Origin of the sequence: Marvinbryantia formatexigens DSM 14469, assembly GCF_025148285.1 — a bacterium.
GTDB classification, from domain to species: Bacteria; Bacillota; Clostridia; order Lachnospirales; family Lachnospiraceae; genus Marvinbryantia; species Marvinbryantia formatexigens.
This window is the reverse complement of the sequence record NZ_CP102268.1, coordinates 653,531-668,282: the sequence shown is the minus strand read 5'-3', so window position 1 is coordinate 668,282 and position 14,752 is coordinate 653,531. Positions and strand designations below refer to the sequence as shown.

Below are 14,752 nucleotides of genomic sequence, written 5' to 3'. Positions count from 1 at the left end.
AGCGTGAATAGTAAAGTTGAGTACAAAAAGAATATGGAAAGTGTGAATCACTCGTTTGTGATCTGTGCCTATAAGGAGAGTCCTTATCTGGAGGAATGCATTCTTTCTCTGAAAAAACAGACTGTAAAGAGCAATATTATAGTTGTAACGTCGACTCCGAACAGTTATATTGAAAATCTGGCTGCGAAATATCATTTACCGTATTATATAAATACGGGAGAAGGAGGAATTACGCAGGACTGGAATTTTGGCTATGCCTGTGCAAAAACAAAATATATTACTATTGCACATCAGGATGATGTGTACCATAAAGACTATCTGGCGACAGCACTGCGTATGTGCCAGGATGCTAAAAAGCCGCTCATATTTTTCAGCAATTATTATGAAATCAGAGAAGGAAAACCAGTGGTAAAAAACCGCCTGCTGACCATTAAAAGAATCATGCTTCTTCCTCTCTGCATACGTATTTTCTGGAAATCGCGGTGGGTACGGCGGCGTATTTTATCGTTGGGTTCTCCAATCTGCTGTCCGTCGGTGATGTTTGTAACGGAGCATCTTCCGGAGGTAATTTTCAAAAATGGTTTTCGCGCTTGTGAGGACTGGGAAGCATGGGAGACATTATCGAAGCTGCCGGGAGAGTTTGTGTATTCTCCGCAAATGCTGATGGGGCATCGTATTCATGAGGATTCGGAGACATCGGCAATTATTGGAGATAATAAACGTTCGGATGAAGAATACCAGATGTTTTGCAAATTCTGGCCGGAAACAGTTGCAAAATTGATTCTGAAGTTTTATGCAAAGGGTCAGGATTCCAATCAACTATAAAAGAATGCAGCAGGGTGGCTTGCTTTACCGGTTCTTATACGTTATAATGGAGAAAATCAGAATGAGTCTCACGATAGGGAGTACACAGGATAATGAAAAAGCTTGTTATCATTCCTGCTTACAATGAGCAGGGAAGTATATTAGAGACAATAGAAGATATAAAAAATAATGCACCGGGTTTCGACTATTTAGTTGTCAATGACTGCTCAAAGGACAATACCCTGGGGCTGTGCAGAAACCACGGAATTCATGTGCTGGATCTGCCGATTAATCTTGGAATTGGCGGAGCTGTGCAGACTGGATATCTGTATGCGTTTCAAAACGGGTATGACGTGGCGGTACAATTTGACGGGGATGGTCAGCATGATGCCAGATTTTTGCAGATGATGGCTGATACTCTGGAAAAAGAAAATCTTGATATGGTAATCGGCTCGCGTTTTATTGATAATGAAGGGTTTCAGTCTTCGACTCTGCGTAGATTCGGAATCCGTTTTTTTGCTTTTTTGTTGAAAGTATTGTTTGGAACGAAAATAACGGATGCTACTTCGGGTATGCGGATGTGCAACCGGAGAGTGATGGAGCTGTTTATTAAGGATTATCCCAAAGACTATCCGGAACCAGAGACAGCGGCAAGATTGCTGAGACATAAATATAAAGTAAAGGAAGTACCGGTAATTATGCGGGAACGCCTGGCTGGAGTATCTTCTATTTCTCCTGGAAAATCTGCTTACTATATGATAAAGGTAAGCCTGGCGATTTTGATTGAACGGTTACGCTGATATAATTAAATGAGGTGAAGACATGACACTGAGAGCACAGATTATTATAGGAATTATTTTGCTGATAGGGCTTGCTGCGATACTGAATATGGTCAGAAAAAGGTCATTGGAGCTGAAATACGTGCTGGTCTGGATAGTGTGCGATATCGTCCTGCTGATTATAATTATCCGTCCGAGCCTGATGGATTCTATTGCGAAAATTCTGGGAATCCAGTCTCCGATGAATATGATTTTCTTTGTGGGATTTTTATTATCCATTGTTATTATCTTTTCTCTCACGGTAGCCCTTTCCAGAATGAATAACCGGTTGAGAAAACTGGCTCAGATGATGGCTTTAAAAAATGATGAGCTGGAGAACAGCGGTAGCTCAGAGAAAAAACAGAATAAAATGAGCGGGAGCTGTTAATGGAAAATGATTGTTTATTTATCTTTTTGAACTGTAAAGATGTCACAAACCCGGCTGTGAATCATGATAATTCATAGCCGGAGTGTCTGCGCTTTTCCAATTTATCTCATATCTACCATATATTTTTCTCACGAAACACCATCTCATACCGGATAATTTTTATTCCCGCGAGCAATGAGCCAAGTGCCGTGCTTGCACGAGCATTTGGCGAATGCCGCGAGGGTCAAATACCCCGTTGCTTGCAGCGGGGTATTTGATTTCCCGTCTGGCGATATTTTCCATGTACCAATCTGAATTTATTTTACCTCACAGATAAGTGAATAGCAGGCAAACGGGAAAGGTTTGCCTGCTTTTATCGCTGTTATTGCGAAAAAGATATATCGCTTCGGATATCCACATACCGCTGCGAAAATGTTTCGTAGTAGTCGTTGCCGGTGACGGCATTCAGATTCAGAAAAAGATATGGCAGCTCATCAGCATTGATGATGGCGGCGGCATGGATGAAAATGGTTTCCTGTGGCTTCAGTTCGGTAATATAATTGCCGCCATGCCGCTGGGTTCCACCATGCGGGGCAAAGTAGGGCATTGAGAAGCTGGCGGCACCGGTGAAATGACTGTAATCGCAGGTGAGCCCGCCGGAGTTTCCCGCTGCCGCATCATTCTGTCCGCCAGAGTTTTCCGTTGCCGTATTGCCCGGAGTGGCGCGATGATTATATAAATCACTGCGCAGCTCGGTGGAATCTGTATACAGGGAATAACTGCCGTTTTTCTCTGCAATAGCGCAGGGCGTAATAAAGAAACAGATATTTTTCAGCGTTTCAGAGCCGGTATTGGTGTAAGCGACGGTTACAAAAACCAGCTTTTGTGGGATAAATTCTGTTTTAAGAACTTCATCCAGAGTCCGGACGCCGTCGCCGCGTCTGATGTAGCTGATTTCATTTGGCTTCAGCTTTCCGTTTTCATCGGTGACATCCGACCACCAGGAGGGAATGTATGCAGGAACCTCTAATAAGCTGAGGTCATCGGCAACCTGTACGCGTATTACCTCTGCGGTAATATCATTTGTTACATCATTTTGCCTGTTTGCCGTATCTGCTCCGCAGGGAACGGAAACAGGTTCTCCGGTGGAAGGCATCTGCGCTATTTCTTCTGCGGTAAAGGATGTCTGAACCGGGGAATCTTTGCTCTCTGGCTCCGGCAGCAAAGCTTTAAACAGATTTACTGCGGCTTCTATGAGAGAAATGCCGGTTTCATCCGCTGTATTCTGGTCAGCGGGGCTTTTGTGCGTTGCAGTCAGCTCAATATTTTCCAGTACTTTTATAAGCTCATCCTTTGAAACCTCCGGGGAGGCAACCGCCTCCAGAACTGTTTCTGCTTCCGGGCACAGCATATAAATCTTCTGGCGCGCGCCCGGTGCGCTGTTTTCTGACAGACCGGTGGGAGTGTCAGAGGTATTCTGAAGCGTCAGATAGACAGCTTGATGATTTCCGATTTCCAGCTCTTCGCTGAATGTAACATAGTTTTCCGACAGGACAAGACTTTCGGTGGAAGTATCTGCTTCCAGCGGGATCTGAAAAACAGAAATTGCCCAGGAAGAATCTGCAAAATGCAGCTTAAATCCATTGTAATCCAGTCCCATGCCTTCCGGAATATAATGAAACTGCAGCCAGCTGCGAGCGCCATCCGTATCAGTTGCTCCGGAACCATTCGTATCGGTCCGTCCAGCATCGCTTGTGCCAGCCGCTCCGGAATTAGTTGTATCAGATGCCTCAGAGCTATCCGCTTCGTCTCTTCCGACATTCCCTTCGACGTGGATTTTTCTTCCATAGGTACCCTCATTTTCTACATAGAGTTGGTAAAACTGCAGCCCAGCAAAGGCAACAGTTCCGAGCAGCAGCGCTGCGGCGAGGATGAAAAACAGTAGTCTCTGTTTTGCGCTGCTGCGGCGCGGTGAGGAAGTAAGCTGCCGGTTTACTTCCTGTCCGATTATGTTGTGGATTTCCGGCGGCATTTGCGGAAAATCCTGTTTTAATTTCTGTCTCAGATTATCAGATTGCATAAGCTTAGTCCTCCCTTTCATCCAATGTCCGGCGCAGTTTTGCGCGTGCACGGGACAGACGGTTTTTTATAGCACTTTCGGAAACCTTCAGCAGCGCTGCGGTCTCTCGGACGCTGTAGCCCTCCAGATAATAAAGTGCGACGGTGAGCCGCATATCATCCGGCAGGGCGGAGAGTGCCTCATAAAGCTCAGAATAATCCGTCGCCGGTGTAGATGGCTGGTCCTGAAGCGGCATCTCCATCGGAACGGTACGGCTTTTCCGGCGCAGAATGCGGTAGCATTCATTGATTAAGATACGTATCAGCCAGGTCTTTGCATAAGCATCATTTTTTAAAGTGTGATATTTGGAAAACGCCTTCACGATGGCTTCCTGGATGGCGTCCGCACAGTCGGCATCCTCATACAAAAGCGACTTTGCAATATGATACATCGTGTCGGAAGCTGCCAGAATCAGTTCTCCAAGCTGTTCTTTCTTCATATTAATCTGGTTCCTTTCTGCCGGCCGGCATTTTTATCTTACACTGATTAGATGCTTCAGAACAGTGGATGGTCCCGTTTTTTTCGATAAATATTTTTTATTCCCTGCAAAACAAGAAACTGGAAGGTGCATTTTGCGGCAGTCAGATTCGGACAATGCGCCGAAGCACACTTTTATTCCAAGCCAGGTGCCGTGCCTGCACTGGCATTTGACTCTTGTCCGGAAATGGAAGCGATGCTATAATGAAACATATCCGGGATTTATTTTCAGCAGCGAATCCGGAAAAGGGGAGGTTGGAAGGAATATGTTTGGAAGGAAAAAGGCGGTCAAAAAAGAATACGACAGGCAGAACCAGAAGCCGGTGCTTCATTGCAGCATCTGCACCGGGGAGACCGTGGCGGGGTTTAAGGATTTGCGCACCGGGAAATTCGAGGAGGTCATGCTGATTAAAGGAGCGAAGGACCTGGCGGAGTTTAAGAGCCTGTACGGCATTGAAGAAATTGCAAAAGAATACTAAGAGAGGCGGGCGCGCCCGGCCTTAACAAAGAATTCACTTGTATTTTAATCTTCCGGGCAATATAATATAACTATTCAGCCATAAAAATAAGGAGGAAATTTATGGACATCATCGAAATTTTAAAGGCAGTGCTTTTCGGCATTGTAGAGGGGATTACCGAGTGGCTGCCAATCAGCAGTACCGGACATATGATTCTGCTGGATGAATTCATAAAGCTGAATGTATCAGAAGAGTTTATGGAGATGTTTCTGGTGGTCATCCAGCTCGGCGCGATTCTGGCGGTTGTCGTGCTTTATTTTAAGCGGCTCTGGCCGTTTTCGCTGAAAGAAAAATACTTCATCAAAAAAGACACATTTTCCATGTGGTTTAAGATTCTGGTCGCGTGTATACCGGCGGCGGTTGTGGGAATCCTCTTTGATGAAAAGCTCAACGAGCTGTTTTACAATTACGAGACCGTTTCGGTAGCACTGATAGTGTTCGGTATTCTGTTTATCGTGATTGAGCGGCAGAACCGCGGTATGAAAATAAAGATTAACTCAGTGGCGGAGATTACCTATCCGGTTGCGCTGTGGATTGGAGCATTCCAGTTGATAGCCGCAGTATTTCCGGGAACCTCGCGCTCCGGTGCGACGATTCTGGGTGCGATTATGATTGGCGTTTCCCGCACCGTGGCGGCGGAATTTACCTTTTTCCTGGCGGTGCCTGTCATGCTGGGCGCGAGCCTTTTAAAGATTGTAAAATTCGGCTTTTCGTTCACCCAGATGGAGCTGGTGCTGCTTCTGGTCGGCATGGTCGTGGCATTCCTTGTGTCCATCGCGGTAATCAAGCTGCTGCTTGGCTATATCCGCAAGCACGACTTTACGGTATTTGGCTGGTACCGTATCATTCTCGGCGTGGTCGTGCTGGCATACTTCTGGGCGCAGGGATAGTAAGGGAGTTTTATGAATATTATTTTACCGGAACAAGTAAAGCATATTATCGGGAGACTTGAGGAGGCGGGCTTTGAGGCGTATGCGGTCGGCGGCTGTGTGCGCGATTCCATTATCGGCAGAGAGCCGGACGACTGGGATATTACCACCTCCGCAAAACCGCAGCAGGTAAAGGCGCTGTTCGACCGGACAGTGGATACGGGCATTGCGCACGGAACCGTGACGGTCATGCTGGATAAAACGGGCTACGAGGTCACCACCTACCGCATCGACGGGGAATACGCCGACAGCCGCCATCCGAAGGAGGTCAGCTTTACCGATAATCTGACGGAGGATTTGCGGCGGCGGGATTTTACGGTCAACGCGATGGCGTACAGCGAATCGCGGGGGCTGATTGACGTGTTCGGAGGCATCCGCGATTTGCAGGAGGGAATCATCCGCTGCGTGGGAAATGCGCAGGAGCGCTTCAGCGAGGATGCCCTGCGCATCCTGCGGGCTGTGCGTTTTTCCGCGCAGCTTGGTTTTTCTATTGAGGAGGAAACGCAGGCTGCCGCCCGGAACATGGCGGGGAATTTAAAAAATATCAGTGCGGAGCGGATTCAGGGAGAGCTGGTCCGTCTGCTTGTGTCGCCGCATCCGGAGATTCTGGGAAAAGCGTATGAGCTTGGCATTACGGCGGTCGTGCTCCCGGAATTTGACGCCATGATGCAGACGCCCCAGCATCATAAGCATCATATTTATAATGTGGGCGAGCATACCCTGAAGGCGCTGGAGTATTCGGAACCCGACAGAATTATCCGTCTGGCGGTGCTCTGTCACGACTTTGGAAAACCGGCGTCACGGACGACAAAGGACGGGGTGGACCATTTTTACGGGCATCCCGCCATCAGCGAGGAGCTGGCGGGAAGGATGCTCCGCAGGCTGAAGTTTGATAACGACACGATTCGCAAAGTAAAGGCGCTGGTGCGTCTGCACGACGCAAAGCCGCCTTTAAATGACGGGACGGCAGAGAAGCTGCGAAGCGGCGGACGCGCCGTCTCTGAGAGGAGTGTGCGCCGCCTGGTGTATCGCTGCGGCAAAGAGCTGTTTCCGGCGCTGATGCAGGTGTGCGGCGCAGATGTGCTGGCGCAGAGCGATTACCGGAAGACCGAGAAGCTTCTGCTGCTGGAGCAGATGTACGATATCTATGAGGAAATTTTACAGAAGGAGGAATGTCTCTCACTGAAGGAGCTTGCCGTCAGCGGCAGGGACCTGATTGGCGCAGGCATTGCTCCCGGAAAGGAAATCGGGGAAATCCTGGAGCGGATGCTGGAGGATGTCCTTGACGAGCCGCAGCACAATACCAGAGAATATCTGATGGATACTTACGTGGGCGGACGGCGGTAAACGCGCGCGGAATTTTTTACATGGCTTTTAAAACATAATCTGTCCCCTTCCGGCATACGATAGAAGGAATGATATAGGGGAGGGTTATGCGTGAACGAAAAAAGCCTGAAGGTATTGGAACAGTATGAAATCGAGGTCATCAGCACAAGGAGAGGACGAGGCTCCTATATCTGCGAGACGAATCTGGGAAAGAAGCTGCTGGCGGGCTGCGGCAGCTCCGAGAAGAAAATGGTATTTGTCAACCGCGTGCTGGAAGCCATGCGGCAGAAGGGGTATCTTTATGCTGATATAGCGATGGAAAACAGAGAAGGAAAGCTCCTGACGACGGACCGCGAGGAGGAAGCCTGCATCCTCAAGGACTGGTATGAGGGGCGCGAGTGCGATACAAAAAGCATGGCGGATGTCGAGCAGACGGCAAGGCGTCTGGCGCAGCTTCACCGGATGATGTACCTGCCTCCGGAGCCGGAGTCAGACGACGGAAATTATGTCGGGGAGGACCTGCAGGAAGAGTTTCTGCGCCACAACCGGGAGCTGCGCAAGGTCTATGCTTTCATCCGGAAGCGGAAGCAGAAGAATGGATTTGAGATTCTGTTCTTAAATTGCTTCCGCATGTTTTACGAACAGGCACAGGAGGCGCTGGAGCAGCTTCGCGGCTCCGGATATGCCGCCCTGCGGGAGGAAATGTGCCGGCGCGGCGCACTCTGCCACGGAAATTTCAACCAGCACAATGTCTGGTTCCCCGGCAGAAACCAGATATTTGTCGGAAACTTTGACAAGTGCCGGTATGACGTCCAGGAGACGGACCTCTACCAGTTTATGCGCAAGATTATGGAAAAACAGGAATGGCAGCAGAATAATGGATACCGGATTCTGGACAGCTATGACCGGGAAAGGACGATGGGAAAGCAGCAGCGTGATTACCTCTATATCCGGCTTTTGTATCCGGAAAAATTCTGGAAGCTTGCCAATCAGTATTACAACCGGAAAAAAGCATGGGTGCCGGAAAAGAACCGGGAAAAGCTGGAGGCTTTAATCAGCCAGCAGAACCGCCGGAACGCGTTTCTAAAAACAATAGAGTGAGCTGGCGCAAGAACAGGACAGGTGAAAAGAATATGAAATACAGCTTTGAAGATTATGTGGAAATCATAAAAAAGCTGCGCGCCCCGGACGGCTGTCCGTGGGACCGCGCGCAGACGCATGAGAGTCTGAAGCCGTGCATGATAAATGAAACGGTGGAGGCGCTTGCCGCCATAGATGTGTGGCGGGAAACGGGCGATGACAGCAACCTGTGCGAGGAGCTTGGGGACATGCTGCTGCAGGTCGTGCTGCAGAGCCAGATTGCCGCGGAGGAGGGGCTGTTTGACATCAGTGATGTCCTGCAGGCGGCGTGCGAAAAAATGATCCGCCGTCACCCGCATGTTTTTACGGAAAACAAAGAGCTGCCAGACTGGGACGCGATAAAACGCGCAGAAAAGGCGCATATTCCGCCTGAGGTGGAGGAGGCAAAGCGTCGGGCGCTGGAGCGGGCGCAGAAGGATATGATACGGCATCTGGAAAACGTTACCGCTCACAGTAACTAGAAAACAGCTTCGGGGTTTTAAAGGAAAGGTCTTGACAAAAAAAGGGTTACGGTATATAAAGGTTAATAGTAATGCACGCGGAGGCGTACAAGACTGATAAATCTGACGAGTGCCGGAAGGCAGAGCAGGAGAAAATCTAGAGGAGGAAATTTTCCATGAACAAAACAGAATTAATCGCAGCTATCGCAAAAGAGACTGAGTTATCCAAAAAAGATGCGGAGTTAGCTGTAAAGGCATTTACAGATGTAGTAACTGCTGAACTGAAAAAAGGTGAGAAAGTCCAGCTGGTGGGCTTCGGTACATTTGAGGTATCTGAGAGAGCAGCAAGAGAAGGAAGAAATCCGCAGACTGGTGAGTCAATGAGCATTCAGGCATCCAAAACTCCGAAGTTTAAAGCAGGCAAGGCGCTGAAGGATGCAGTGAACAACTAAGAACAGAGAATGGAATTTGCGGGGCTGTCCGGCCTCGCTATTTTTTATGACGCCGGAAATATGGCAGTTTTATGGCGTGTATGCCTATCCTGCATCACTTTCATTACGCAGAAAAGCTGTCCCGGCGTGACAAAGACGTCAGGGAGACAGAAATGAGATTAGATAAGTTTTTAAAGGTTTCCCGCCTGATTAAGCGGCGGACGGTTGCAAACGAGGCGTGCGACGCCGGGCGCGTACTGGTAAACGGCAGGACGGCGAAAGCTTCTGTCAATATAAAAGAGGGCGATATTATAGAGATCCAGTTTGGCACGAAGAGCGTGAAGGTGGAAGTGCTCAATGTTCAGGAGACAGTGCGCAAGGAGGAAGCGCAGGAGATGTACCGGTATCTGTAAGCAGCAGATGCGCGGCTGCCTGAGGCGGCCAGGCAGAGAACGGGTGCAGACCTTTCGCGAAAAAAGCGCGCTTAAACTGCAACGCATAAAAGCCAAGGCGGCGCATATATATAGAATTGAGGACGACGCCGGAGAATGCAATGGAAGAAAAGCAGATGCAGCGTGCGCACAAGCTTGTGCTCATTGGGAGGAAAACAGGGACAGTCAGCGGCATATCCGATGTGCTGTCATTTGATGAGAATGAAATCGTGCTGGATACGGAAATGGGACTTCTTACGATTAAGGGGAAAAATTTGCATATCAGCCGGCTGACGCTGGAGCTGGGGGAGGCGGATCTGGAAGGAAAAATCGACAGCATGGTCTATTCCGAGCGCGGGCATAAAAAGAAACAGGAAGGAAGCCTGATGAGCAGGCTGCTCCGCTGATATGAGCGCGGTCGTGCAGCAGGAGGCGTTGTTTTTCTTCGTCAGCATCCTGACAGGCGTATTTCTTGTCTGGGCATACGATTTGTTCCGGATTTTCCGGAAAGTGGTTCCTCATCATATTGTGGCGGTCAGTATCGAGGATCTGTTTTACTGGCTGGCGGTATCCTTTATTATATTCGGTATGATATTTGAAAAAAATAACGGCGCGCTGCGGGGGTATGCATTCGTGGGAATTCTCCTTGGCGTATGGTTCCAGTATCTGGCAGAGGTTTTTTTTCGGAAGATATGGACAAAACTGTTGAAAAAGATAAGAAAAAGAGGTAAAATGTCAGTGCACGGAAGATAGAAGTCTTTTAACAGGAGAATCCAGTCTATGAAAAAAAGAAAAAAACGCAGAGGGAGCAACCGCAGGGAAATGATCTGCATTTCGGCGGTGGTAGTCGTACTGATGTGCGTCGTGTTTACGCAGAGCAGCCGTCTCCGGGAAAAAAACGCCGGTTATGAAGCGCGCATCGAAGAGCTGAATGCAGAGATTGCCGAAGAGAGCGAACGGGCGGAAGAAATAGAAGAATTAAAAGAATATGTCAAAACGCCGGAATATGCCGGAGAAGTTGCCAGACAGAAGCTTGGCATGGTCGGAGAGGATGAAATCCTGTTCCGCTCAGACGACTGACGGAGCCGTGCCAGACAGGGCAGCGGCCCGGCCGCCGGGTTCTTATGCAGGCATGAATATTTCATATAATTAATTGAAAAAAGCAGTTGACAAGCAGAAGGAAAACCGCTATAATAATCGTGTTGCGGCGGAATAGCTCAGTTGGCTAGAGCACACGGTTCATACCCGTGGTGTCGAGAGTTCAAATCTCCCTTCCGCTACTTATCAGCCCTGGCAGATGCCGGGGCTTTTTGCTGCTATTTTTGCAGTACAGTTGATTATCTGGCGGGGCTGCGAGGAAATCGACGTGTCTGCGGGCAGGCATACAGCGGCAGATTCCACGGAAAATCCATATGCAAACGGACATCTGTTTATCACATGCAGACGTACTATTTATGTCGCAAAACACGCCCGCTGCGCACTTCTTTTCATTGACAGATGCACAGAAAAGCGATATATTATAATTAAGATTTTGTCATTTTGTACAAAACGATTCAAAATAATAATCAGGAGTGGGAAAAATGTATCAGGAAGATTACAAACGCTGGCTTGCTGCAGATTTGGAGGATGCAGATTTAAGACCGGAACTGGCAAAAATTGAAGGAAACGACGATGAAATCAAGGACAGATTTGCGGTAGCGCTGAAATTCGGCACCGCGGGACTGCGCGGCGTGCTCGGAGCAGGCACAAACCGTATGAATATTTATGTAGTGCGTCAGGCGACACAGGGGCTGGCGAACTGGGTAAAGACACAGGGAGGCAATCAGCTTGTGGCAATCAGTTACGACAGCCGCTTAAAGAGCGATGTATTTGCAAAGACAGCGGCAGGCGTGCTGGCTGCAAACGGCATTAAGGTGCGGATATACGACGCGCTGATGCCGGTACCGGCGCTCTCCTTCGCTACCCGCTACTATGAGTGCAATGCGGGTATCATGGTGACGGCGTCCCACAACCCGGCAAAATACAATGGCTACAAGGCATACGGTCCGGACGGCTGTCAGATGACAGACGACGCGGCGGCGATCGTTTACGAAGAAATCCAGAAAACAGACGTGCTGGACGGCGCAAAATACATATCCTTCGCGGAGGGCGTGGAAAACGGCATGATTCGCTTTGTGTGCGACGACTGCAAGAAGGCGTTCTATGAGGCAATCGAATCCCGTCAGGTGCGTCCGGGTCTGTGCAGAACTGCCGGTCTGAAGCTGGTGTACAGCCCGCTGAACGGCTCCGGTCTGGTTCCTGTCACACAGGTGCTCAAGGACATCGGCATCACAGACATCACCATCGTTCCGGAGCAGGAGTATCCGAACGGCTACTTCACCACCTGTAGCTATCCGAACCCGGAGATTTTTGCGGCGCTGGAGAAAGGTCTGGAGCTGGCAAAAGAGACCGGCGCGGACCTGATGCTGGCTACCGACCCGGATGCGGACCGTGTGGGCATCGCCATGAAGTGCCCGGACGGCTCCTATGAGCTGGTAAGCGGCAACGAAATGGGCGTTCTTCTGCTGGATTACATCTGCGCAGGACGTATCGAAAAGGGCACGATGCCGGAGAAGGCGGTAGCGGTGAAATCCATCGTATCCACCCCGCTGGCGGATGCAGTGGCGGAGCATTACGGTGTGGAAATGCGCAACGTTCTGACAGGCTTTAAGTGGATCGGCGACCAGATAGCAGGGCTGGAGGCGGCAGGCGAGGTAGACCGCTTCATCTTCGGCTTTGAGGAGAGCTACGGATATCTGGCAGGTCCGTATGTGCGCGACAAGGATGCGGTAATCGGCTCTATGCTCATCTGCGAAATGGCGGCGTACTACAGAAGTATCGGCAGCTCGCTGAAGGAGCGCATGGAAGAAATCTATAAAGAATACGGACGCTATCTGAACAAGGTGGACAGCTTCGAGTTTCCGGGGCTTACCGGTATGGATAAGATGGCGGGCATCATGCAGGAGCTGCGGGACAATCCGCCGGCGGACATTGCAGGCTATAAGGTGACAAAGGTGACAGACTACAAGAAACCGGAGGAGACGGGACTTCCGGCAGCAAACGTGCTGATTTACGCGCTGGAAGGCGGCGCGACCGTGGTAGTCCGCCCGTCCGGCACAGAACCGAAGATAAAGACCTACTTCACTACGCTTGGCAAAGACCTTGCAGAGGCGCAGGCGCAGAAGGACAGACTGGCAGAAGCATTAAAGCCGCTGTTCTCCTGATATACATAAGCGTAAAAGGGCGCTGCACAAATGGTGCGGCGCTTTTGCTGTCGAATTCCCGTATCATTTTCTTACGGTCTTTGCCCACAGGACTAGCTGCGCGTCGCAGCGGGCACAAAGAGCTGTCTGAGCTGTTACATAAATCTGCCTTCGGTCGCCGGATGAAGAGGCTGCATAAAAAAATTAAGTTTTCTCTCCCCGTTTGACAAATTATGCGCGCGATCCTGTGTATACTTGGAGGTGGGACTGCAGGCGTGCGGGAGTTTGAAGCGGGAGGCATAAGGATGGAAGAGTGGGAGAGAGTATCGGAAAAGGGAAGGATTGAGCGCTGCGCGGAATCGTTCCAGCGTCTTGCGGAGGTTTTTCAGTATCTTCCATCGAAGAAAGAAGAGCTGAGCGGGGAGGATCTGGAGGAAATCTATGATACGGTGAAGGGAAGGGTCTGCCGCACCTGCGGAAGGTATGCCGTATGCTGGAAGGAAAACGGGGAAAAGACGGCGCGCCTTGTCTATGATCTGCTGTCGGCGGTGGCGGAGGACGGAGCGGAGAGCGGCGTCTGCCTGGCGGCGGAGGAGCGCTTCGCACGTCACTGCGTGAAGGGCTATTCTTTTGCGGAGGAGCTGCGGGGGAGCTTCTGCCAGGCGCGCATCAATCTGATGTGGAGCAACCGGATGCTGGAAAACCGTGCGGCGGTGGCGAGACAGCTCTCCGAGACGGCGCAGATCATACAGGAGATCGCCTGCACAGTCTACGAGGCGTCCGACGCCGACAGCGAGCTGGAGCACAGGGTAAAGACAAAGCTGCGGCTGCAGAACGTGCGGGTGCAGAGCCTGCGCATCGTAAAAAATAACTGGGGACCGCCGGAGGTCGTCCTGACGGCAAAAACGCCGCGCAGGCACTGTGTTTCAGTGAAAGCAATCGCCGATACCCTCTCAAAAGCCTGCAGCCGTCCGCTGGTTCCGGAGCGGAACAGCCGGCTCACCCTGGGTGCGGAGCCCGCCACCATTCATTTTGTGGAAGAGACAGGCTATTACATGCTCACCGGTTCTGCGAGAAGGACCTGTGCGGGGGAGGCGGCGTGCGGAGACAATTTCTCGGTGCTGACCGGCAGCCACGGGCAGGTGATCCTGGGAATTTCGGATGGCATGGGCAGCGGCGTGCGGGCAAACAGGGAGAGCCAGACGGTTATCGAGCTTCTGGAGCAGTTTATGGGTGCAGGATTTACTGCGGAGACGGCGGTGCGGATGATTAATTCCGCGATGGTACTGCAGCGGGGAATGCAGCGGTTTTCCACGCTGGACATCTGCGGAATCAATCTCTACAGCGGAGAATGCGAATTTTTAAAGATTGGCGCGGCAACCACCTTTATCCGGCGCGCCGGCTGGGTGGAAGCGGTCACCTCCACAAGCCTGCCGGTCGGGGTATTCCAGGAGGTGGATTTTGAGCGATCGCGCAAGCGGCTGGAGCACGGCGATTTGATCGTGATGGTGTCGGACGGCGTGCTGGACGCGCTGCCGCAGGAAGAGCAGGAGGAGCTGATGAAATACCTTATCCTGCAGATTGATTCTGACAATCCGGCGGAATTTGCCGATATTCTGATGGAGCAGGTGCTGTCCTTTGCGCAGGACGGGGCGAAGGACGACATGACCATCCTTGCGGGCGGTTTCTGGAAAAAATGAGGAGAGATAC

General features: G+C 50.5%; 17 protein-coding genes and 1 tRNA gene. 16 read left to right on the top strand and 2 right to left on the bottom strand.

The genetic code is table 11. The annotated features are described in order from the left end of the window. Positions 1–3 precede the first annotated feature (3 nt). The 3 genes from NQ534_RS03495 to NQ534_RS03485 all read left to right on the top strand — a co-directional run bounded on the left by NQ534_RS03495 (position 4) and on the right by NQ534_RS03485 (position 2,010). Complete coding sequence (locus NQ534_RS03495) at positions 4–825, top strand: glycosyltransferase family 2 protein (RefSeq protein ID WP_006862175.1); 822 nt, start codon at positions 4–6, stop codon at positions 823–825. Between the two features lie 92 nt (positions 826–917). After that, positions 918–1,604, top strand: coding sequence for a glycosyltransferase family 2 protein (locus tag NQ534_RS03490; RefSeq protein ID WP_006862174.1), 687 nt, complete (start codon positions 918–920; stop codon positions 1,602–1,604). A gap of 22 nt (positions 1,605–1,626) precedes the next feature. Then, entirely contained in the window at positions 1,627–2,010 is a 384-nt protein-coding gene (locus NQ534_RS03485; protein ID WP_006862173.1) for a DUF2304 domain-containing protein, read from the top strand. Positions 2,011–2,371: 361 nt separating this feature from the next. Here the strand turns inward: NQ534_RS03485 and NQ534_RS03480 are convergent, their stop codons facing one another. Beyond that, a complete protein-coding gene (locus NQ534_RS03480) occupies positions 2,372–4,069 on the bottom strand; it encodes a DUF4367 domain-containing protein (RefSeq protein ID WP_040783406.1) in 1,698 nt (565 codons plus the stop codon). A 4-nt stretch (positions 4,070–4,073) separates the two neighbouring features. Continuing rightward, a complete protein-coding gene (locus NQ534_RS03475) occupies positions 4,074–4,547 on the bottom strand; it encodes an RNA polymerase sigma factor (RefSeq protein ID WP_006862171.1) in 474 nt (157 codons plus the stop codon). Positions 4,548–4,680: 133 nt separating this feature from the next. Between NQ534_RS03475 and NQ534_RS21850 the strand changes: the two genes are divergently transcribed. The 13 genes from NQ534_RS21850 to NQ534_RS03410 all read left to right on the top strand — a co-directional run bounded on the left by NQ534_RS21850 (position 4,681) and on the right by NQ534_RS03410 (position 14,742). Then, positions 4,681–5,064, top strand: coding sequence for a hypothetical protein (locus NQ534_RS21850; RefSeq protein ID WP_330371619.1), 384 nt, complete (start codon positions 4,681–4,683; stop codon positions 5,062–5,064). Between the two features lie 101 nt (positions 5,065–5,165). Then, positions 5,166–5,993 carry an undecaprenyl-diphosphate phosphatase gene (locus NQ534_RS03465; RefSeq protein WP_006862169.1) on the top strand — a complete coding sequence of 276 codons (828 nt, stop codon included), beginning with the start codon at positions 5,166–5,168 and terminating at the stop codon, positions 5,991–5,993. A 12-nt stretch (positions 5,994–6,005) separates the two neighbouring features. After that, positions 6,006–7,379: a CCA tRNA nucleotidyltransferase gene (locus tag NQ534_RS03460; RefSeq protein ID WP_006862168.1), complete on the top strand. Its 1,374-nt coding sequence runs from the start codon at positions 6,006–6,008 to the stop codon at positions 7,377–7,379. Positions 7,380–7,469: 90 nt separating this feature from the next. Next, positions 7,470–8,459, top strand: a complete 990-nt coding sequence (locus NQ534_RS03455) for a CotS family spore coat protein (protein ID WP_006862167.1) — start codon at positions 7,470–7,472, stop codon at positions 8,457–8,459. A gap of 32 nt (positions 8,460–8,491) precedes the next feature. Further along, a complete protein-coding gene (locus NQ534_RS03450; RefSeq protein ID WP_050778321.1) occupies positions 8,492–8,959 on the top strand; it encodes a MazG nucleotide pyrophosphohydrolase domain-containing protein in 468 nt (155 codons plus the stop codon). A gap of 155 nt (positions 8,960–9,114) precedes the next feature. Next, positions 9,115–9,390: a non-specific DNA-binding protein Hbs gene (hbs, locus tag NQ534_RS03445; protein ID WP_006862165.1), complete on the top strand. Its 276-nt coding sequence runs from the start codon at positions 9,115–9,117 to the stop codon at positions 9,388–9,390. A 152-nt stretch (positions 9,391–9,542) separates the two neighbouring features. Next, a complete protein-coding gene (locus NQ534_RS03440) occupies positions 9,543–9,782 on the top strand; it encodes an RNA-binding S4 domain-containing protein (protein WP_040783403.1) in 240 nt (79 codons plus the stop codon). 140 nt (positions 9,783–9,922) lie between these two features. After that, positions 9,923–10,207 (top strand): sporulation protein YabP, encoded by a 285-nt coding sequence (gene yabP, locus NQ534_RS03435; RefSeq protein WP_006862163.1) that lies wholly within the window; start codon positions 9,923–9,925, stop codon positions 10,205–10,207. Between the two features lies 1 nt (position 10,208). After that, positions 10,209–10,553, top strand: a complete 345-nt coding sequence (gene yabQ / locus NQ534_RS03430; RefSeq protein ID WP_006862162.1) for a spore cortex biosynthesis protein YabQ — start codon at positions 10,209–10,211, stop codon at positions 10,551–10,553. Positions 10,554–10,580: 27 nt separating this feature from the next. After that, entirely contained in the window at positions 10,581–10,880 is a 300-nt protein-coding gene (locus NQ534_RS03425; protein ID WP_006862161.1) for a septum formation initiator family protein, read from the top strand. Positions 10,881–11,006: 126 nt separating this feature from the next. Then, positions 11,007–11,080, top strand: a tRNA-Met gene (locus NQ534_RS03420). A gap of 300 nt (positions 11,081–11,380) precedes the next feature. Beyond that, positions 11,381–13,063 (top strand): phospho-sugar mutase, encoded by a 1,683-nt coding sequence (locus NQ534_RS03415; RefSeq protein WP_006862160.1) that lies wholly within the window; start codon positions 11,381–11,383, stop codon positions 13,061–13,063. Positions 13,064–13,347: 284 nt separating this feature from the next. After that, positions 13,348–14,742 carry a SpoIIE family protein phosphatase gene (locus tag NQ534_RS03410; RefSeq protein WP_050778319.1) on the top strand — a complete coding sequence of 465 codons (1,395 nt, stop codon included), beginning with the start codon at positions 13,348–13,350 and terminating at the stop codon, positions 14,740–14,742. Positions 14,743–14,752 lie beyond the last annotated feature (10 nt).